Source organism: Gordonia paraffinivorans, from assembly GCF_900683595.1.
Taxonomy (GTDB): domain Bacteria; phylum Actinomycetota; class Actinomycetes; order Mycobacteriales; family Mycobacteriaceae; genus Gordonia; species Gordonia paraffinivorans.
In genome coordinates, this window is record NZ_CAACYD010000007.1 from 1,079,903 (window position 1) to 1,096,835 (window position 16,933).

The window sequence follows — 16,933 nt, forward strand, 5'->3', positions numbered from 1 at the left end:
CCGCGGGGACGCAACCGTGCACAGACCCGCCGATCGCGGCTCGACGTGCTGCTATTAGGCTCGAAGCCGTGACATCGGAGACCGCGTCAGAACGCACGCCCCTCGTGGTGATGGCGTCCGGTACCGGTTCTCTGCTCGAGTCGCTGATCGCCCGCGCCGACGCCGCCGACGCCCCGTTCCGGATCGCCGCGATCGTCGTCGACCGCACGTGCCGCGCCCAGGACATCGCGCAGCGCAACGACATCCCGCTGATCACCTGCCGGCTCGGCGACCATCCGGATCGCGCCGCCTGGGATCGCGCGCTCACCGACGCGGTCGCCGCTGTCGACCCCGGCTGGATCGTCACCGCGGGGTTCATGAAGATCCTCGGTCCCGCGTTCCTCGGCCGGTTCGGCGGGCGCATCGTCAACTCGCATCCGGCCCTGCTGCCGGCCTTCCCCGGCGCACACGGCGTGCCCGACGCGCTCGAGTACGGCGTCAAGGTGACCGGCGCGACCGTGCACCTCGTCGACGAGGGCGTGGACACCGGCCCCATCCTGGCGCAACAGGTGGTCACGGTCGCCGACGACGACACCGTCGAAACCCTGCACGAACGGATCAAGACTGTCGAGCGAGTGTTGCTCGCCGACGTGGTGACCGCCCTGGTTACCCGAGGAGTAGTCATCGATGGACGAAAGGCCCGCATCCCGTGAACGCACAGCCCGCTGACAGCGCCCGCCGACCCATCCGGCGTGCACTGGTGAGTGTCTACGACAAGAGCGGCCTGGCCGAACTCGCGACCGCGCTGAAGGACGCAGGCGTGGAGATCGTCTCGACGGGATCGACCGCCAAGACCATCGCCGACGCGGGTGCCCCGGTGATCGAGGTCTCGACGCTGACCGGGTTCCCCGAGTGCCTCGACGGCCGCGTCAAGACCCTTCACCCGAAGGTGCATGCCGGCATCCTCGCCGACACCCGCAAGGACGACCACGTCGCGCAGCTCGCCGAACTCGGCGTCGCCGCCTTCGACCTCGTCGTCGTGAACCTCTACCCGTTCAGCGAGACGGTCGCCTCGGGGGCCACCCCCGACGAATGCATCGAGCAGATCGACATCGGCGGCCCGTCGATGGTGCGCGGCGCCGCCAAGAACCACCCGTCGGTCGCGGTCGTGACCAGCCCGGCCGACTACGGCCAGGTGACCGAGGCCCTGCAGTCCGGCGGCTTCACCCTCGCCGAGCGCAAGAAGCTGGCCGCCAAGGCCTTCCGCCACACCGCCGATTACGACGTCGCGGTCGCCTCGTGGATGTCGAGCGTCGTGGCGCCCGAGGACGATTCGCTGTTCCCGGCCTGGACCGGCGCCACCTGGACCCGGTCGGCGGTGCTGCGTTACGGCGAGAACCCGCACCAGGCCGCCGCTCTCTACGTCGGCGACGCGAGCGTCGGCGGTGTCGCCACCGCCGAGCAGCTGCACGGCAAGGAGATGAGCTACAACAACTACACCGACGCCGACGCCGCCTGGCGCGCAGCCCACGACTTCGACGCCCCGGCGGTCGCGATCATCAAGCACGCCAACCCGTGCGGCATCGCCGTCGGCGCCGACATCGCCGAGGCCCACCGCAAGGCGCACGCCTGCGACCCGGTGTCGGCCTACGGCGGCGTGATCGCCGCGAATCGCGAGATCACCGTGGAAATGGCCGAGCAGGTCGCCGAGATCTTCACCGAGGTCATCATCGCCCCCGGCTTCGCCGACGGCGCGCTCTCGGTGCTGACCCGCAAGAAGAACATCCGCGTCCTGGTGGCCACGCCGCCGTCGAGCAGCATCGAGACCAAGCCGGTTTCGGGCGGTCTGCTGATGCAGGAGCGCGACGTCCTCGACGCCGAGGGCGACAACCCGGAGAACTGGACCCTGGTCGCCGGCCCGCCGGCCGACAAGCAGACCCTGGCCGACCTCGAGTTCGCCTGGCGCGCTTGCCGTTCGGTCAAGTCGAACGCGATCCTGCTGGCCTCCGACGGCGCGTCGGTCGGTGTGGGCATGGGGCAGGTCAACCGCGTCGACTCCGCGCACCTGGCCGTGCAGCGCGCCGGTGACCGGGCCGCGGGCAGCGTCGGGGCGTCGGACGCCTTCTTCCCGTTCCCGGACGGCCTGCAGGTCCTGCTGAACGCCGGTGTGAAGGCCGTCGTGCAGCCGGGCGGATCGATCCGCGACAACGAGGTCATCGAGGCTGCCGAGGAGGCGGGCGTGACGCTCTACCTCACCGGGGCACGCCATTTCGCTCACTGATCTCGCACTACTCCTCCTCGCGGGGTTCGGCGCGGGTCTGATCGGCTACATCACCGGACTGGCGTCGGTGGTGAGCTATCCCGCGCTCCTCGCGGTCGGACTTCCCCCGATCGCGGCGAACGTGACCAACACGGTCGCGCTCGTCGCGGTCGGGGTCGGCAGCACCGCGCAGTCGGGCAGGGCGCTGCTCGACGGCGACCGCAGGCGCCTCGTCGTCGGGGTGATCGCGGCGCTCGTCGGCGGAACCGTCGGCGCCGCACTGCTTCTCGTGACGCCGCCGGAGGCCTTCGAGGCGATCGTCCCGTTCCTCGTCGCCATCGCCGCCATCGCGCTTCTCGTGCAACCGCTCCTGCGCCGCTGGGTGACGAGTCACGCCGAGCATCCGGCGGTCTTCCTCATCGGGCTGTTCCTGATCTGCATCTACGGCGGCTATTTCGGTGCCGGCGCGGGCATCATGATCCTGGCCCTCATGCTCGTGGTGACGAGCGAGCCGTTGTGGCGTGCGGCGCTGAGCAAGTCGTTGTTCCTCGGCATCGCCAACGCCATCGCCGCCGTCGGGTTCATGATCTTCGGTCCCGTGCACTGGTGGGCCGCGCTCGCCATGGCCATCGGCTGTCTGCTCGGTGGCTGGTGCGGTCCGCCGGTGGTCAAACGGCTGCCCGCGGGCCCGTTGCGGGTCGTCGTGGGACTGTGCGGCCTCGGCCTGGCGGTGTGGCTGGCGGTGGGCTGAGACGCGAAGGGTCCCGACCATGGGGGAACAGGACTTCACGCGAACACCGATGACGAGCCGGTCCATCCGTGGCGCGAGGACCCACGCTTCCGGGCCGGCACCTGGACGCGAGTTGTTCACCCGTGTTCACCGTGAACTCGACGGCGTTGCGGAGGTGACGGCGGACCTCGACGTCGATCGTCTGGACCGAACGGGGGTTTTTCCCAGACTGAATCCAACCCGTGCGCGTGACGCGTCGGAGGAATAGACAGGACTTGTGTCCGCCTCGATGACGCTCCATTCGATGAACTTCTCCGACGGTTCCCATCACGGGTCTCCGCCGGCGGCGGCTGTTGACCACCCCATCCGCCGTTCATCGAGAGGGACTCATCATGACCACCGCACATCCCGCCCCTGACCTCCGCACCGCTGCTTCTGCCACTCTCTCGTCGGGCATCGTCGCCTCGGGCGTCGAACTCGACATCGACGAGTTCGGCCCGCACTTCGGCGCCGAGATCCGCGGCATCGACGTCGCGCAGGCCACCGACGACCAGGTGCGCGCCATCCGTCAGGCACTCATCGAGTACAAGGTCATCGTCCTACGCGACCAGAACCTCGACGACGCCTCGCACATCGAGTTCGGAAACCGGCTGGGGGAGCTGACCACCGGTCATCCGGTCTGGGACAGCGGCGACGTGCCCGACGAGGTGTACGAGCTCGACAGCGCCGACAACGGATTCGCCGACGTGTGGCACACCGACGTGACGTTCATGCCGCGCCCGCCGATGGGTTCGATCCTGCGCCCGGTGGTGTTGCCGCGCAACGGCGGCGACACCAACTGGGCCGACGCCGAGCTCGCGTACTCGTCGTTGTCGGAGCCGGTCCGCCGCCTCGTCGACGGGTTGACCGCCGTCCACGACGGCAATCGCGAGTTCGGGTACTACCTGCGGCACAAGCGCAAGGGCCAGGGGAACACCTGGGACGGCAGGGAGGTCACCGAACTGGTGCCGGTGAGCCACCCCGTCGTCCGTGTCCACCCGGAGACCGGCCGCAAGGCCCTGTTCGTCAATCCCGGTTTCACCTCGCACATCGAGGGCGTCTCCGAGTTCGAGAGCCGCGCCATCCTCGACATGCTCTACGCGCACATCACCAAGCCCGAGCACATCGTCCGCCATCGCTGGCGTGCCGGCGACCTGGTGCTGTGGGACAACCGCAACACCCTGCACTACGCGAACCGCGACTACGGCGACAACCGGCGGATCATGCACCGCATCACGCTCAGGGGAGACGTGCCCGTCGGGCCCTGAGCCGATCGGGAGGGTCCGCACGACATCCGTATGACGTTGTGCCCGGAAGCCGGGCGCAACGTCATACGGATTATTTCTGCTCCTGTATTCAACCAAGGGGTTGACAAAGGTCCCGGATCGGCGCACGCTCATATTCAACCGAACGGTTGAGGAGGAGATCGGATGGCAGACGAGCTCTCGAAGGTCTTCGCCGCACTGGCGGACCCCACCCGGCGCGACATTGTCGCCCGTCTGGCGGTCTCCGATGCGACGGTGAGCGAGCTCGCCGCGCCCTACGACGTCAGCATCCAGGCGGTGTCCAAGCACCTGAAGGTGCTCGAGGACGCCGGCCTGGTGAGCCGAACCCGGGAGGCCCAGAAACGTCCGGTCCATCTGGAAGCAGAGGTGTTCGACCTCATGACCAAGTGGATCGAGCGGTACCGCAAGCGGGCGGAAGAGCGCTACCAGCGCCTCGACGCACTGCTCGCCGAGATGAACGACGGACCCGCGGCATCCGAGCCCGGGGACGACATCGAGACACCCCAGGAAGGAAAGGCGTCATGAGCACCACCGCAACCCGCTACCTCGAAGCCGCGATCGAGGCCGACAAGGAGGTCCCGATCATCCGGATCACCCGCGACTTCCGCGCCACGCCGGCCCAGCTGATGAAGGCGCACACCGACCCGGAACTGTTCGTCCGCTGGAACGGGCCCGAGACGGTCTCCAGCCGCATCGTCGAATGGGACGTCCGCGACGGCGGCAGCTGGCGCTACATCTCGACCCACGAGGGGCAGGACCACGAGTTCCGCGGCTGCTTCCACACAGTCGGCGAGGACAAGATCGTGCAGACCTTCACGTGGATGGGCATGCCTGACCAGGTCTCGTTGGAGACGATGTGGTTCGAGGACCTCGGCGACGGCACCACCCGGCTCCACGCGCAGTCGCTGTGCGACAGCTTCGCCGATCGCGACGCCTGGCTGTCGTCGGGTATGGAGGTCGGCGTCAACGAGGGCTACAAGGCGCTCGACCGCCTGCTCGAGGCCGGCGAGCTGTAGAGCGATGTCGCTGTCGGAACTCGACGCCGCCGCCCGGCACCGCGAGGTCGCGACGGGCTTCTCCGGCATCGTCGCAGTCGTCGCCGATTGGGAGGCCCCGACGCCGGTCGACGGATGGGTGGCGCGTGACGTCGTCGCCCACCTCGTCGACTGGTCCACCGGCTTCCTCGAGGCCGTCGGGATCTCCCTGCCCGGCGGGCCGTCCGTCGCCGACGACCCGGCGGGTGCGTGGTCGGCTCACGCCGCATCGATCCAGGGCCTGCTGGGCGGGCCGAGGGCCGACGAGACGATCACCCACCCGATGACCGGCGAACACCGGCTCGCCGACGCGATCGACCGGTTCTACACCGCCGACGTGTTCATGCACACCTGGGACCTGGCCCGATCGCAGGGCATCACACCCGAACTCGACGCCGCCCACGCGCAGCTGATGCTCGACGGGATGGTCCCGATCGAGGACATGATGCGACGGTCCGGCCAGTATGGACCCGCGGTCGAGGTGCCCGCCGGCGCCGACGCCGTCACCCGGCTCATGGGATTCATCGGACGTGATCCGGCGTGGGCGCCGCGGGTCTGAGCGTCGGGACCCGCGCCGGCCGATGGGCCCCGGCAGAACCCGGCCCCGCGGCGAGGTCCTTCCTGGGTCGTCTCGGGCGGTGGGCATGAGCCCCACGCCACGCACGCAGGTCACGTTTCGGAGTAGCGTGGATCACGTGCCAGAGGACAACTTCACCACGCATGGTTCTCAGACGACCGAAACCCGCCATCCCTCGCCCCGCACCCTGGGTGAGCTGCGTGCCAGCGGCCACGTCTTCCGCAGTGTGCGAGACGAGATCCGCAACAACCTGCTGACCGCGCTCCGGGAGGGGCGCGACCCCTGGCCGGGGATCGTCGGTTTCGAGTCCACCGTCATCCCCCAACTCGAACGCGCACTCATCGCCGGCCACGACGTCGTGATGCTCGGTGAGCGCGGCCAGGGCAAGACCCGCATCCTGCGCACCCTCGTGAACCTGCTCGACGAGTGGACCCCGGTCATCGCCGGGTCCGAACTCGGCGAGCACCCGTACGAGCCGATCACCCCGGCGTCGATCCGCAAGGCCGCCAACCTGCTCGACGACCTGCCCATCGAGTGGCGTCACCGCTCGCAGCGCTACAGCGAGAAACTCGCCACCCCCGACACCTCGGTGGCCGACCTCGTCGGCGACATCGACCCGATGAAGGTGGCCGAGGGCCGCAGCCTCGGCGACCCGGAGACCATCCACTTCGGTCTCATCCCGCGGGCGCACCGCGGCATCGTCGCGATCAACGAGCTGCCCGACCTCGCCGAGCGCATCCAGGTCGCGATGCTCAACGTGATGGAGGAGCGTGACATCCAGGTCCGCGGCTACACGCTGCGCCTGCCGCTCGACGTCCTGGTGATGGCCAGCGCCAACCCCGAGGACTACACCAACCGCGGCCGCATCATCACCCCGCTCAAGGACCGGTTCGGCGCCGAGATCCGCACGCACTACCCGCTCGAACTCGACGACGAGGTCGCCGTCATCGAGCAGGAGGCCGACCTCACCGCGACGGTTCCGTCTTTCATCCTCGAGATCCTGGCCCGCTTCACCCGCTACACCCGCGACCACCCGTCGATCGACCAGCGCTCCGGCGTGTCCGCTCGGTTCTCGATCGCCGCCGCCGAGACCGTCGCCGCCGCCGCGCTGCACCGTTCCGCGGTGACGGGGGAGGAGCAACCGGTGGCCCGCGTCGTCGACCTCGAATCGGTGGTCGAGGTGTTGCGGGGCAAGGTCGAGTTCGAGTCCGGAGAAGAAGGGCGCGAACTGGAGATCCTCGAACACCTCATGCGCAAGTCGATCGCCGACACCGTGCGCGCCCATCTGGGCGGCATCGACATGGCGCCGCTCGTCCACGCGCTGGAGAACGGCGAACCGGTCGTGACCGGCGACCGCGTCACCGCCGCGGAGTTCCTCTCGTCGATCCCGTCGCCGGAGACCACCTCGGCGGTCCTCGACGAGATCGCCGAGCGACTCGAGGCCGACTCCGAGGGGGAGCGGGCCAGCGCCGTCGAACTGGCGCTCGAGGGTCTGTACCTCGCCCGCCGGATCGGCAAGGAGGCCGACGAGTCCGGCCAGACGATCTACGGCTGAGCCGGCACCGATCAGGGGAGAACACATGGCGCGCAAGACCTTCCATCGCTCGCGCTATCAGCGGTACACCGGCGGGCCGGACCCGTTGGCGCCACCGGTGGACCTGCGCGAGGCGCTGGAGCGAATCGGCGACGACGTCATGGCCGGTGCGTCGCCGCAGCGTGCCCTGCGGGAGCTGCTCCGGCGCGGCACGCCGACCATGCGCGGGCTCGACAAGCTGCGCGAGCAGGTCAACCGCCGGCGGCAGGAGCTGCTGAAGAATCGCAATCTCGACGGCACCTTCGCCGAGATCCGCGAGCTGCTCGACCGGGCTGTGCTCGAGGAGCGCAAGCAACTCGCCCGCGACCTCGACGACGACGCGCGGTTCGCGGAGATGCAGATCGGCAACCTCCCGCCGTCGACCGCGCAGGCCGTCGAGGAGCTGGCGAACTACGACTGGCGCAGCCCGCAGGCCCGCGCCGACTACGAGAAGATCAAGGATCTCCTCGGCCGCGAACTGCTCGACCAGCGGTTCGCCGGGATGAAGCAGGCCCTCGAGGGCGCGACCGAGGCCGACCGGCAACGGATCTCGGACATGCTCACAGACCTCAACGAGCTTCTCGAGGCCCACAACCGCGGCGAGGACACCTCGGAGAAGTTCGAGGAGTTCATGGACAAGCACGGGGAGTTCTTCCCGGAGAATCCCCGCAACACCGACGAACTCGTCGACTCGCTGGCGCAGCGGGCCGCGGCCGCCCAGCAGTTCTACAACTCGCTCACCCCCGAACAGCGAGCCGAACTCGACCAGCTCGCGCAGCAGGCGTTCGGCTCCCCCGAGCTGATGAACCAACTGGCACAGATGGATTCGCAGCTGCGGATGGCGCGGCCCGGCCTGGACTGGGACAACGCGCAGTCCTTCTCCGGGGATCAGCCGATGGGGCTCGGCGAGGGCGCTGCGGCGCTGCGCGACATCGCCGAACTCGAGGCGCTGAGCGAGCAGCTGTCGCAGCAGTACGCCGGCGCGCAGATGGAGGACATCGACCTCGACGCGCTCGCCCGGCAGCTGGGGGAGGAGGCCGCCGTCGACGCGCGGATGCTCGCCGAGCTCGAGAAGGCGCTCTCCGAACAGGGGTTCTTCGATCGCACCGCCGACGGGCAGCTCCGGTTGAGCCCGAAGGCGATGCGTCAGCTCGGGCAGTCCATCTTCCGCGACATCGCCCAGCAGCTGTCGGGGCGTCGCGGCGACCGGCAGACGCGACAGAGCGGGCTGCTCGGCGAACCCACCGGCGCGAGCCGCGAATGGCAGTTCGGCGACACCGATCCCTGGGACGTGACGCGTACGGTGTCGAACGCGGTGCTGCGCACCGTCTCCGAGACCACCGAGCCGGCGCTCGCGACGTCGGAGATGGCGCGGTCGGGCGTGCGGATCGACGTGCGCGACGTCGAGGTCGCCGAGACCGAGAGCCGCACGCAGGCGGCGGTCGTGCTCCTCGTCGACACGTCGTTCTCCATGGAGATGGAGGGTCGCTGGACGCCGATGAAGCGCACCGCGATCGCGCTGAACCACCTGATCTCGACGAGGTTTCGCACCGACGAGCTGCACCTGATCGCCTTCGGCCGGTACGCCCGGTCGATCGACATCGCCGAGCTGACCGGGCTGCAGCCGCGCATGGAGCAGGGCACCAACCTGCACCACGCACTCCTGCTGGCGCAGCGGCATCTTCGCCGGTTCCCGAACGCGCAACCGGTCGTGCTCATCGTCACCGACGGCGAGCCGACCGCGCATCTGGACCCGAGCGGCGAGCCGTTCTTCTTCTATCCGCCGCACCCGCAGACCATCGCCCTGACCGTGCGCGAACTCGACCACATCTCGCGGATCGGCGCGCAGGTCACGTTCTTCCGGCTCGGCGACGACCCGGGCCTGGCCCACTTCATGGACCAGATCGCGCGGCGGATCGGCGGTCGGGTGGTCGCGCCCGACCTCGACGGCCTCGGCGCCGCGGTGGTCGGGGACTACCTGCGATCGCGGGGTCGGCGCCGACGCGGGTGACCGGCGCCGGGCGCCGCGCCGACCCTCAGGCGGTGCGCGGCTTGCGGCCGGCGATGATCCACAGCACGACGCCGATCAGGAAGAGCAGCCCACCGAGGCCGCCGCCGAGGAAGGCGAGCGCGATTCCGCCGCCGAGACTCAGGATCCCGCCGACGTCGACCGAGGCGACGACGACGCGGTCGGTGCATTCGAACGTGTACGTGCCGCCCTGGACCACCTCGAAGGACGCGAACGACTCCACGTGGTTGCCGTCATGGTCGAATTCGGCGGTCAGGCTGCCGTTTCGGACGGGCTCGGCCGGGCCGTCGATGTTGCACGACGGGGCGCGGCCGTCTTCGGTGAAGAGCGTGAAGGTGTCGCCGGCGTCGTAGGCGTGCCGGGCGGTCGGTTCGACGACGAACGAGTCGTTCACGATGTTCCCGGCCCCGGTCGCGGCCAGGATGCCGCCGACGACGACCGAGACCACCAGGATCGCGAGGCCGACGAAGGTGAGGCCCTTGCCCCAGCGCCGCATCCCGGAGCGGTCCTTCGGCTGGGTCGGGGGAGGTGGGTGGCCGCCCGGTGGGTAGCCGCCCTGGGGATACCCGCCCTGAGGATACCCGCCCTGGGGATATCCGCCCTGGGGGTAAGCGCCTTGCGGGTAGGCGCCCTGCGGGTACCGGCCGGGGGACGGGGGTCCGGGCTGGTACGGCTGTCCGGGATCAAACGGTTGGCCCACGATCGCCTCCGGTTCTCTGTGCGTGGTCGTCGTTCCCCGACAGGTCGGATTATGCCTCCGCGGCGGGCATCTCGGGGTGCGACCGGGGGATTCCTCAGGGTCGGCGCGGCGATTCGGCAGCCGAGATCAGGGTGGTCCCGCCGCGCATACGCCACTAGGGTCGGTGTACGTGGACACCTCCGGCGATCTCCCCGCTCCCGACGATCGTCGAGCACGGTTGCGTGCGGCCGACGTGGATCGGGAACTGGTACACGAAATCCTCTCCGCGGCCATGGCCCACGGCAGCCTGACGCCGGCCGAGTACGAAGAGCGGGCCGGAAAGGCCGTCGTGGCAAAGACGTTCGCCGATCTCGACGCCCTCACCGACGACCTGCCCATCGCGCAACTGGGTGTCGCCATCCCGGCGCCGTCGCTTGCGCCCGGGCCACGGGTCACCGGTGCCGTCGGGGCGGATGCCGTGCGCCACCGGCTGGCGATCATGTCCGAGAGCGATCTGACGGGGACGGCGGTGGTCGCCGACGAGTTGACCGCGACCGCGATCATGGGCGGGGTGAAGCTCGACCTGCGCGAGGTCGAGTTCGCCAGCCCGGTGCTCACCATCCGCGCCGTCGCGATCATGGGCGGCGTCGAGATCCTCGCGCCCGAGGACGTGACCGTGGAGATCGGGGGCCTCGGGATCATGGGCGGTTTCGGCGGCAGGTCGCAGCGCTCCACCCGGCCGGGGGCGCCGGTGATCCGGGTGACGGGCCTCGCGATCATGGGCGGCGTCGAGCTGAAGATCCCCAAGCGCAAGGCCCTCGACGACCACGACTGAGGGTTGCGACGGCCGAGACCTCGCCGCCACGAGCGCCGGACGGGGCCGAGAGCCGGCGGCCTCAGGCCAGCAACAGGGCGATGGCCGCGATCACCGGGATGGACGCGATCGTGGTGATCAGCCCGGTGTCGCGGGCCAGGATCTGACCCCGCCGGTAGCGGGTGGCGTAGACGAACACGTTCTGGGCGGTCGGCAGGGCCGCGATCACCACCTGTGCGAACAGATCGTGGCCGGTCTGACCGAATCCCCAGCGCGCGATCGCGTACACGGCCAGCGGCATCGCGACCATCTTCAGCACCGAGGCGAGGAGGATGTCGCGGCGCGGGCTCTCGCCCTTCTTGAAGATCTGCACACCGGTCAGCGACATGCCGAACGCGAGCAGCGCGGTCGGCACCGATGCGTCGCCGAGCATCTTCAGCGGTGACATCACGGCAGCCGGCGGCATCAGGCCGAGCAGCGATACGACGAGTCCGGCGATGCCCCCGACGACGATCGGATTGGTGAGCGGCGCAATCAGCGAGTCCTTGACGACCGAGCGGCCGGACTCCCGTTCGAGGGCGGTGAGGTCGAGCGCCAGCAGCGCCATCGGCGACAGGATCAGGATCTGGAACAGCAGCAGCGGCGCCACGAACGACGCGTCGTCGAGCACGAAGATGGCGATCGGCAGCCCCAGGTTGACGCTGTTGACATACGACGACGACAACGCGCCGATGACCAGCTCGGGAATCCCGCGTCGGAGCGTCAGTTTCGCGATGACGAGATAGGCGGTCGCGATGATCAGGGCGCCGCCGCCGGCGATGACCAGCGTCGAGGAGAAGACGACCGAGAGATCGGACGTCACCAGGGAGTGGAACAACAGCGCCGGGGTGAAGACGAAGAACACCAGACGCGAGAGGACCTCGTGGGCGCGGTCTCCGATGACCCGTGTCCGGCCGAGGACGTAACCCACCCCGACTACTATGAAGATCACCGTGAAGCCGGAGATGACGCCAGACACTGCTCGAGTCTATTCATCAGGGTGAACCACGGAATTGTCGGACCTAAGAAGGGGTAACGGGTGTCACAACCACCGGAGCAGGGATCGGGCAACGACCAGGACGATTGGGGCACGGTTCCGAGCTCGGGGTCTTCGAGCGGCGATCACGGTGTGAATCTGAGCAAGGGCGGCCAGACCCCGCCGGACCCCACGTCCCCGGAGTACGCCCCGACCCAGTTCGGCCAGGCGTACCAGCCGCACGCCGATCCGCAGGGCCAGGACCCGTACGGCCAGAGTCCATACGGACAGAACGCCTACGAGCAGAATCCGTATGGGCAGCCGTCGCCGGATCCCTACGCGCAGAATCCGTACGGTCAGAGCCCGTACGGGGCGGCGCCGGGCTCGGCCTACGGCGATCCCTACCAGCCGGGACCCGCCTACGGATCGGCGGCGTACGGCGGCGCGAATCCCTACCAGGCAGGCGCCTACCCCGGTTATGCCGCGCCGCCCTCCACGAACGGAAAGGCGATCGCGTCGTTGGTCTGCGGGATCGCCGGCCTGGTGTGCTGTGGGTTGATCACCGGGATCGTCGCCGTGGTCCTCGGTGTGATGGCCCGTCGTGAGGTGAGGGATTCGTCCGGTCGGGAGACCGGGGACGGCCTCGCGCTCGGCGGGATCATCACGGGAACGATCGCGATCGTCTGGTCGCTGGTGTTCATCGTCCTCTACGCGGTGGGTATCGGCGCGGCGATCCTCGACGACAGCAGCACTTCCACCTTCTGAACGATTTCACGCCGATCCTGCCCCTGACCGGGAGATTCTCCGCCCGGTCGGGGGCAGTTCTCATTAGTCTGTGACGAGCGCCGCCGATGACGCCGCGCCCACAGTCGTCGCGCCGCGACGACGCCAGCACGTGAAAGGCACCGAAGATGTCGAACCCGCCCGGAGATGGGGAGTCGCACGAGCCGACCTCCGCACCTCAGTCACCGCCGGAATCCGCCTCCGGCCAGTCGTCTCCCGCCGAAGCCGGTGACGCGGCCCGTCCGGCCCCGATGACGTCGACGCCCGGCGCCGGGCCCGAGGGCACCGAGGTCGCCGAATCCCACAGTCCGGCCGACGCGACCACCCGGATCATCAAGACCGGTCCCACCGTCGGTGGGTCGGGCGAGGCTTCGCCCGAGCCGTTCGGTGCCGCCGGAGAGCCTCCTGCCCCGGGTGGGCCTGCCCCCTCCGGGTACGACTCGACGCGAGTGATCTCCACGCCGCCCGCGGGGCCGGGTGGGGCGCCGCAGTCTCAGGGGCAGCCGCCGCAGGGGGCACCCGGGTACGGGGCACCTCAGGGATACGGCGCGCCGGGCGCCGGCCCGCAGGGGTACGGCGCCGCCGGCCACGGCCACGCGGGGGCGCCCGGTCCGGACGCCTCGGGCCAGGCGGGCTCTCCGCAAGGACCAGGACAGTTCGGTCAGGGCGGACCCGGGTCTGCCCAGCATGGGTACGGACAGCCCTACCCTGCGGGGGTGCAGCCCGCGCCGCCCGTCGACCCGGCGGGCTTCGGCGACCCCTACGCCGGGGCGTCGGCGCCGAAGACCAACTCGCTCGCCATCTTCGCGCTGGTGGCGTCGTTGCTGGGGCTCTTCTGCGGTGTCGGCGGCCTGGCCGGTCTGATCATGGGCATCTTCGCGCGCCGGCAGATCGACGCCTCGAACGGTCGGGAGACCGGCGGCGGGCTCGCGCTGGCCGCGATCATCATCGGCGCGATCGTCGTCGTCTGGGCGCTGTTCTGGCTGGTGGTGATCGGCACCGGCGCCGTGGACGTCGATTTCTCCAGTTCGTAGGCTCTCGACGGCCACCCCGGGGCGGCCCGCAGGCCTCCATTTTGGAGTTGGGCGCCGCCAACAGGTAGTCTGATCGGGTTGTGTGCCGCGCCCGCGTGGCTGTCAGGCGCACTGACTCGGGTCGACCCGGTGACGCGCGAACGTGCCGACGACCACGCAGACCACAGTAGGAGAAGGGCTCAACCATGGCTGTACCGAAGCGCCGGATGTCGCGGGCGAACACCCGTAGCCGTCGTTCGCAGTGGAAGGCGGACAACCCCGCACTGCAGGAAGAGAAGATCAACGGCGTCCCCGTGCGGATCCCGCGTCGTCTCGTGAAGGCTGCTCGCGCAGGCATCATCGACCTGGATCGCCGCTAGTCTTCTCTCGCTGCCGGAAACGGCACAGCGATCGTTCTACGACGGCCGCCCTCGGATGACCCGGGGGCGGCCGTTCGTGTGCCCTGCATGTGCTTGTCTGTCGTATTGCTGTGGTCGGGTCGTCGTGAGGAGGCTGTGACGTGCTGCTCGACGTCCTGAACTTCGCGGGCATCGCGGTGTTCGCCGCGTCCGGCGCGATGGTGGGTGTCCGCAAGGACTTCGACATGTGGGGCATCATCACCGTCGGCGTGCTGACCGGCGTCGGCGGCGGTGTGCTGCGCGACGTCCTGCTCGGGATCACGCCGCCCACCTCGGTGCAGGGCTACGGCAACGCCCTGACCGCGGCGATCGCGAGCCTGCTCGTCTTCCAGTTCCATCCGGCGTTCACCAAACTGCGCCGTTCGATCCTCGTTCTCGACGCCTTCGGCATGGGCCTGTTCGCGGCGTCGAGCGCGAGTCTGGCCGTCGAGGTGGGCGTCAGTTCCTTCGCCGCCGCGACCGTCGGACTCCTCACCGCGATCGGTGGCGGCGTCCTGCGCGACGTGATCTCCAACGAGGTCCCGCTGCTGCTGCAACCCGCCGACCTCTACGCCGTTCCCGCCCTTCTCGGCGCCACCGTCGTCGCGCTGGGGCTGGACCACACCTCGCTGCCGCAGTGGGTCTGGCTCGTCGTCGGGTCGATCCTCGCGACGGGTCTGCGACTGCTCGGCCTCAAGTTCAAGTGGCGGTTGCCGACCGCGCGTCGCTGAGACCTCCCGCAAACCCACCCCTTTCGGACACAATCTCACCCTGCGCTGGTGGTGGATCTGTCCATAAGTGGTGGATTTGCGAAAAGGTGGGTCCGAAGCCGCATCTCGTGCGTCTGAATCTCATGGAGATTCCCGCCGATGAGCACGGCCTGATCCGGCGCGCCGACACAGTCGGAACGCACACGACCGAGAAGACGCTCCAGCGGGGCGTCACCAGAAAAGACCTGTACCGCCTGTGGCCAGGGGCCATGGCCGACTACGCGAAGGTCTCCGACCTCGACGCGGTCGAGAAGCATCGGCTCACCGTCATCGCGGCAGCCGGGGCCGGCCGACCGGGCCGACTCTTCAGTCATGTCTCGGCGGCAGCCGTGCACCGGCTTTCGATGCTCCGCCCTGATCTCGGCAAAGTACACGTCACGTCCCCGAAGGTCGGCAAACAGACAGCGCGGGTTCGGCGTCACCAGGCCGTCGTCGACGAGAAGGACATCGTGGTCGTCGACGGCGTGAAGGTCACCACCCTGGAGCGCACCGCGTGCGATGTGGCCAGGCTCGGCAACAGTCGTCAGGCCCTCGTGGTGCTCGACGCCGCGTTGCGGCGAGACGCCGACATCCAACGCATGAACGAGATCCTCGAGTCGTGCAGGCGGTTCAAGGGGGTCGAGATGCTGCGGCGAATGCTGCCCCACGCCAGCGCCTCCTCCGAGTCGGTCGGTGAATCCCTGAGTCGCGCGGTCATGCTCGAGTTCCCGGACCTGCCGGTGCCGCGCCAACAGGTGGAGATCAGGAATGACGCAGGCGTGATCGTGGCGCGCGTGGACTTCCTGCTGGCCGACCGGGTCGTCGGCGAGTTCGACGGCATGATCAAGTACAACGGCGCCGTTGGGGACGCCCCGGCATGGCGGGTCGTGGTCGACGAGAAGCTCCGCGAGGACAGGCTGCGTGCGCTCGGCTATACCGTGGTGCGCTGGACGTGGGATGACCTGCGGGACAAGGCCGCCTTCTACCTGATGCTGAAGCGCGCCCTTCGATCCGCTGGGGTCGACCGATGACAAACCCACCCTGGTTGGACAAACTCACCACCGGTCGCAGGTGAGGTTCTGTCCGAAGAGGGTGGGTTTGCCGGGCGACTACTGGGCGATGAACTTGTTGACGGTCCGGTTGAGGAAGTTCGGGATGAACTTCGCGGCGTTGCCGAGCACCAGGGTCTGCGTGCCGACCGAGTAGCTGGTGCGGTGCAGCAGCTTGTCCTGGAGCGTGGGGTGCACCGACTCCCAGACCTTGTCGGCGACCTGCTCGGGCGTGATCCGGATGCCGAGGGTCTTCGTCGACTTCGCACCCTCGGCCGCCAGGGCGGTCTTGGCCCACAGCGGCCAGATGCTGACGACGCGGATGTCGTCATGCTCCCACTCGAGTTCGAGGGCCTCGGTGAGCCCGGCGACGAAGAACTTGGTGGCCGAGTAGACGGCGATGCCGGGTTGGCCGTAGATCGCCGACGCCGACGCGATGTTCACCAGGTGCGCGCCGGGCGTCTTCTTCAGGTACGGGTGCGCGGCGCGCGCGCCGAGCGCGACGCCGAGTGCGTCGATGTCGATCTGGCGGCGGATCTGATCCGGCGTGATCTCGTCGAGGCGCCCCTCGTGCAGGATGCCGGCGTTGTTGTCGAGGACGTCGAGGGTGCCGCCGGTGTGGGACGTGAACTCCTCGAGTGCGGCGTCCCACTGGTCGGCGTCGCGCACGTCGAGGGTGCCGGTGATCCAGTCGGGGTGGTCGGCCTTGACCTTGGCGAGAGCGTCGGTGTCGACGTCGTACACGCCTACGGTCCACCCCTCGCGGCCGAACCTCTCGGCGGTCGCCAGGCCGATCCCGGCTGCTCCGCCGGTTATGAAGATGGAAGACATGCGAACCCCCAGGTGCTGATCTCGGTGGTTTCGGCGGCGCTGAGCTGCGGAAATCGGCCGCGCCCCGAACTTACTCGCCAGTATATTCGGCGATT

Annotated in this window: 18 protein-coding genes; 15 read left to right on the forward strand and 3 right to left on the reverse strand. The window is 69.1% G+C overall.

Going from position 1 to position 16,933, the window contains the following annotated elements:
• Positions 1–68 precede the first annotated feature (68 nt).
• The 9 genes from purN (at position 69) to E1P53_RS17965 (ending at position 9,489) form a co-directional block, all read left to right on the forward strand.
• Positions 69–692: a phosphoribosylglycinamide formyltransferase gene (purN, locus tag E1P53_RS17925; protein ID WP_006898872.1), complete on the forward strand. Its 624-nt coding sequence runs from the start codon at positions 69–71 to the stop codon at positions 690–692.
• Positions 689–2,260, forward strand: coding sequence for a bifunctional phosphoribosylaminoimidazolecarboxamide formyltransferase/IMP cyclohydrolase (gene purH, locus E1P53_RS17930; protein WP_006898873.1), 1,572 nt, complete (start codon positions 689–691; stop codon positions 2,258–2,260). Before purN ends, purH begins: the two co-directional genes overlap by 4 nt.
• Positions 2,247–2,990: a sulfite exporter TauE/SafE family protein gene (locus tag E1P53_RS17935; RefSeq protein ID WP_131735068.1), complete on the forward strand. Its 744-nt coding sequence runs from the start codon at positions 2,247–2,249 to the stop codon at positions 2,988–2,990. The genes purH and E1P53_RS17935 overlap by 14 nt, the downstream gene beginning before the upstream one ends.
• 371 nt (positions 2,991–3,361) lie before the next feature.
• On the forward strand, positions 3,362–4,276 hold the full coding sequence (locus tag E1P53_RS17940; protein WP_131735069.1) for a TauD/TfdA dioxygenase family protein: 915 nt from the start codon (positions 3,362–3,364) through the stop codon (positions 4,274–4,276).
• 162 nt (positions 4,277–4,438) lie between these two features.
• Positions 4,439–4,819 (forward strand): ArsR/SmtB family transcription factor, encoded by a 381-nt coding sequence (locus E1P53_RS17945; protein ID WP_109237190.1) that lies wholly within the window; start codon positions 4,439–4,441, stop codon positions 4,817–4,819.
• Complete coding sequence (locus E1P53_RS17950) at positions 4,816–5,310, forward strand: SRPBCC domain-containing protein (protein WP_131735070.1); 495 nt, start codon at positions 4,816–4,818, stop codon at positions 5,308–5,310. The genes E1P53_RS17945 and E1P53_RS17950 overlap by 4 nt, the downstream gene beginning before the upstream one ends.
• A 4-nt stretch (positions 5,311–5,314) precedes the next feature.
• Entirely contained in the window at positions 5,315–5,887 is a 573-nt protein-coding gene (locus E1P53_RS17955; RefSeq protein WP_131735071.1) for a DinB family protein, read from the forward strand.
• A 127-nt stretch (positions 5,888–6,014) separates the two neighbouring features.
• Positions 6,015–7,460, forward strand: coding sequence for a sigma 54-interacting transcriptional regulator (locus E1P53_RS17960; protein WP_131735072.1), 1,446 nt, complete (start codon positions 6,015–6,017; stop codon positions 7,458–7,460).
• Between the two features lie 25 nt (positions 7,461–7,485).
• Entirely contained in the window at positions 7,486–9,489 is a 2,004-nt protein-coding gene (locus E1P53_RS17965; RefSeq protein ID WP_006898880.1) for a vWA domain-containing protein, read from the forward strand.
• Between the two features lie 25 nt (positions 9,490–9,514).
• Here the strand turns inward: E1P53_RS17965 and E1P53_RS17970 are convergent, their stop codons facing one another.
• Positions 9,515–10,003, reverse strand: coding sequence for a hypothetical protein (locus E1P53_RS17970; protein WP_165484445.1), 489 nt, complete (start codon positions 10,001–10,003; stop codon positions 9,515–9,517).
• Between the two features lie 373 nt (positions 10,004–10,376).
• Between E1P53_RS17970 and E1P53_RS17975 the strand changes: the two genes are divergently transcribed.
• Positions 10,377–11,021 (forward strand): DUF1707 SHOCT-like domain-containing protein, encoded by a 645-nt coding sequence (locus tag E1P53_RS17975; protein ID WP_131735074.1) that lies wholly within the window; start codon positions 10,377–10,379, stop codon positions 11,019–11,021.
• A 61-nt stretch (positions 11,022–11,082) separates the two neighbouring features.
• Here E1P53_RS17975 and E1P53_RS17980 read toward each other — a convergent pair whose 3' ends face one another.
• The gene (locus E1P53_RS17980; protein ID WP_006898883.1) at positions 11,083–12,018 is read right to left on the reverse strand and encodes an AEC family transporter; all 936 of its coding nucleotides are present in this window, start codon (positions 12,016–12,018) and stop codon (positions 11,083–11,085) included.
• A 60-nt stretch (positions 12,019–12,078) separates the two neighbouring features.
• Here E1P53_RS17980 and E1P53_RS17985 point away from each other — a divergent pair, with 60 nt between their 5' ends.
• The 5 genes from E1P53_RS17985 to E1P53_RS18005 all read left to right on the forward strand — a co-directional run bounded on the left by E1P53_RS17985 (position 12,079) and on the right by E1P53_RS18005 (position 15,989).
• On the forward strand, positions 12,079–12,780 hold the full coding sequence (locus E1P53_RS17985) for a DUF4190 domain-containing protein (RefSeq protein WP_131735075.1): 702 nt from the start codon (positions 12,079–12,081) through the stop codon (positions 12,778–12,780).
• 146 nt (positions 12,781–12,926) lie between these two features.
• Positions 12,927–13,832 (forward strand): DUF4190 domain-containing protein, encoded by a 906-nt coding sequence (locus E1P53_RS17990; protein WP_131735076.1) that lies wholly within the window; start codon positions 12,927–12,929, stop codon positions 13,830–13,832.
• Positions 13,833–14,017: 185 nt separating this feature from the next.
• Positions 14,018–14,191: a 50S ribosomal protein L32 gene (gene rpmF / locus E1P53_RS17995; protein ID WP_006898886.1), complete on the forward strand. Its 174-nt coding sequence runs from the start codon at positions 14,018–14,020 to the stop codon at positions 14,189–14,191.
• 140 nt (positions 14,192–14,331) lie between these two features.
• A complete protein-coding gene (locus E1P53_RS18000) occupies positions 14,332–14,940 on the forward strand; it encodes a trimeric intracellular cation channel family protein (protein WP_131735077.1) in 609 nt (202 codons plus the stop codon).
• Between the two features lie 122 nt (positions 14,941–15,062).
• Positions 15,063–15,989, forward strand: coding sequence for a type IV toxin-antitoxin system AbiEi family antitoxin (locus E1P53_RS18005; RefSeq protein WP_131735374.1), 927 nt, complete (start codon positions 15,063–15,065; stop codon positions 15,987–15,989).
• A 78-nt stretch (positions 15,990–16,067) separates the two neighbouring features.
• Here the strand turns inward: E1P53_RS18005 and E1P53_RS18010 are convergent, their stop codons facing one another.
• On the reverse strand, positions 16,068–16,838 hold the full coding sequence (locus tag E1P53_RS18010) for an SDR family oxidoreductase (protein WP_006898889.1): 771 nt from the start codon (positions 16,836–16,838) through the stop codon (positions 16,068–16,070).
• Positions 16,839–16,933 lie beyond the last annotated feature (95 nt).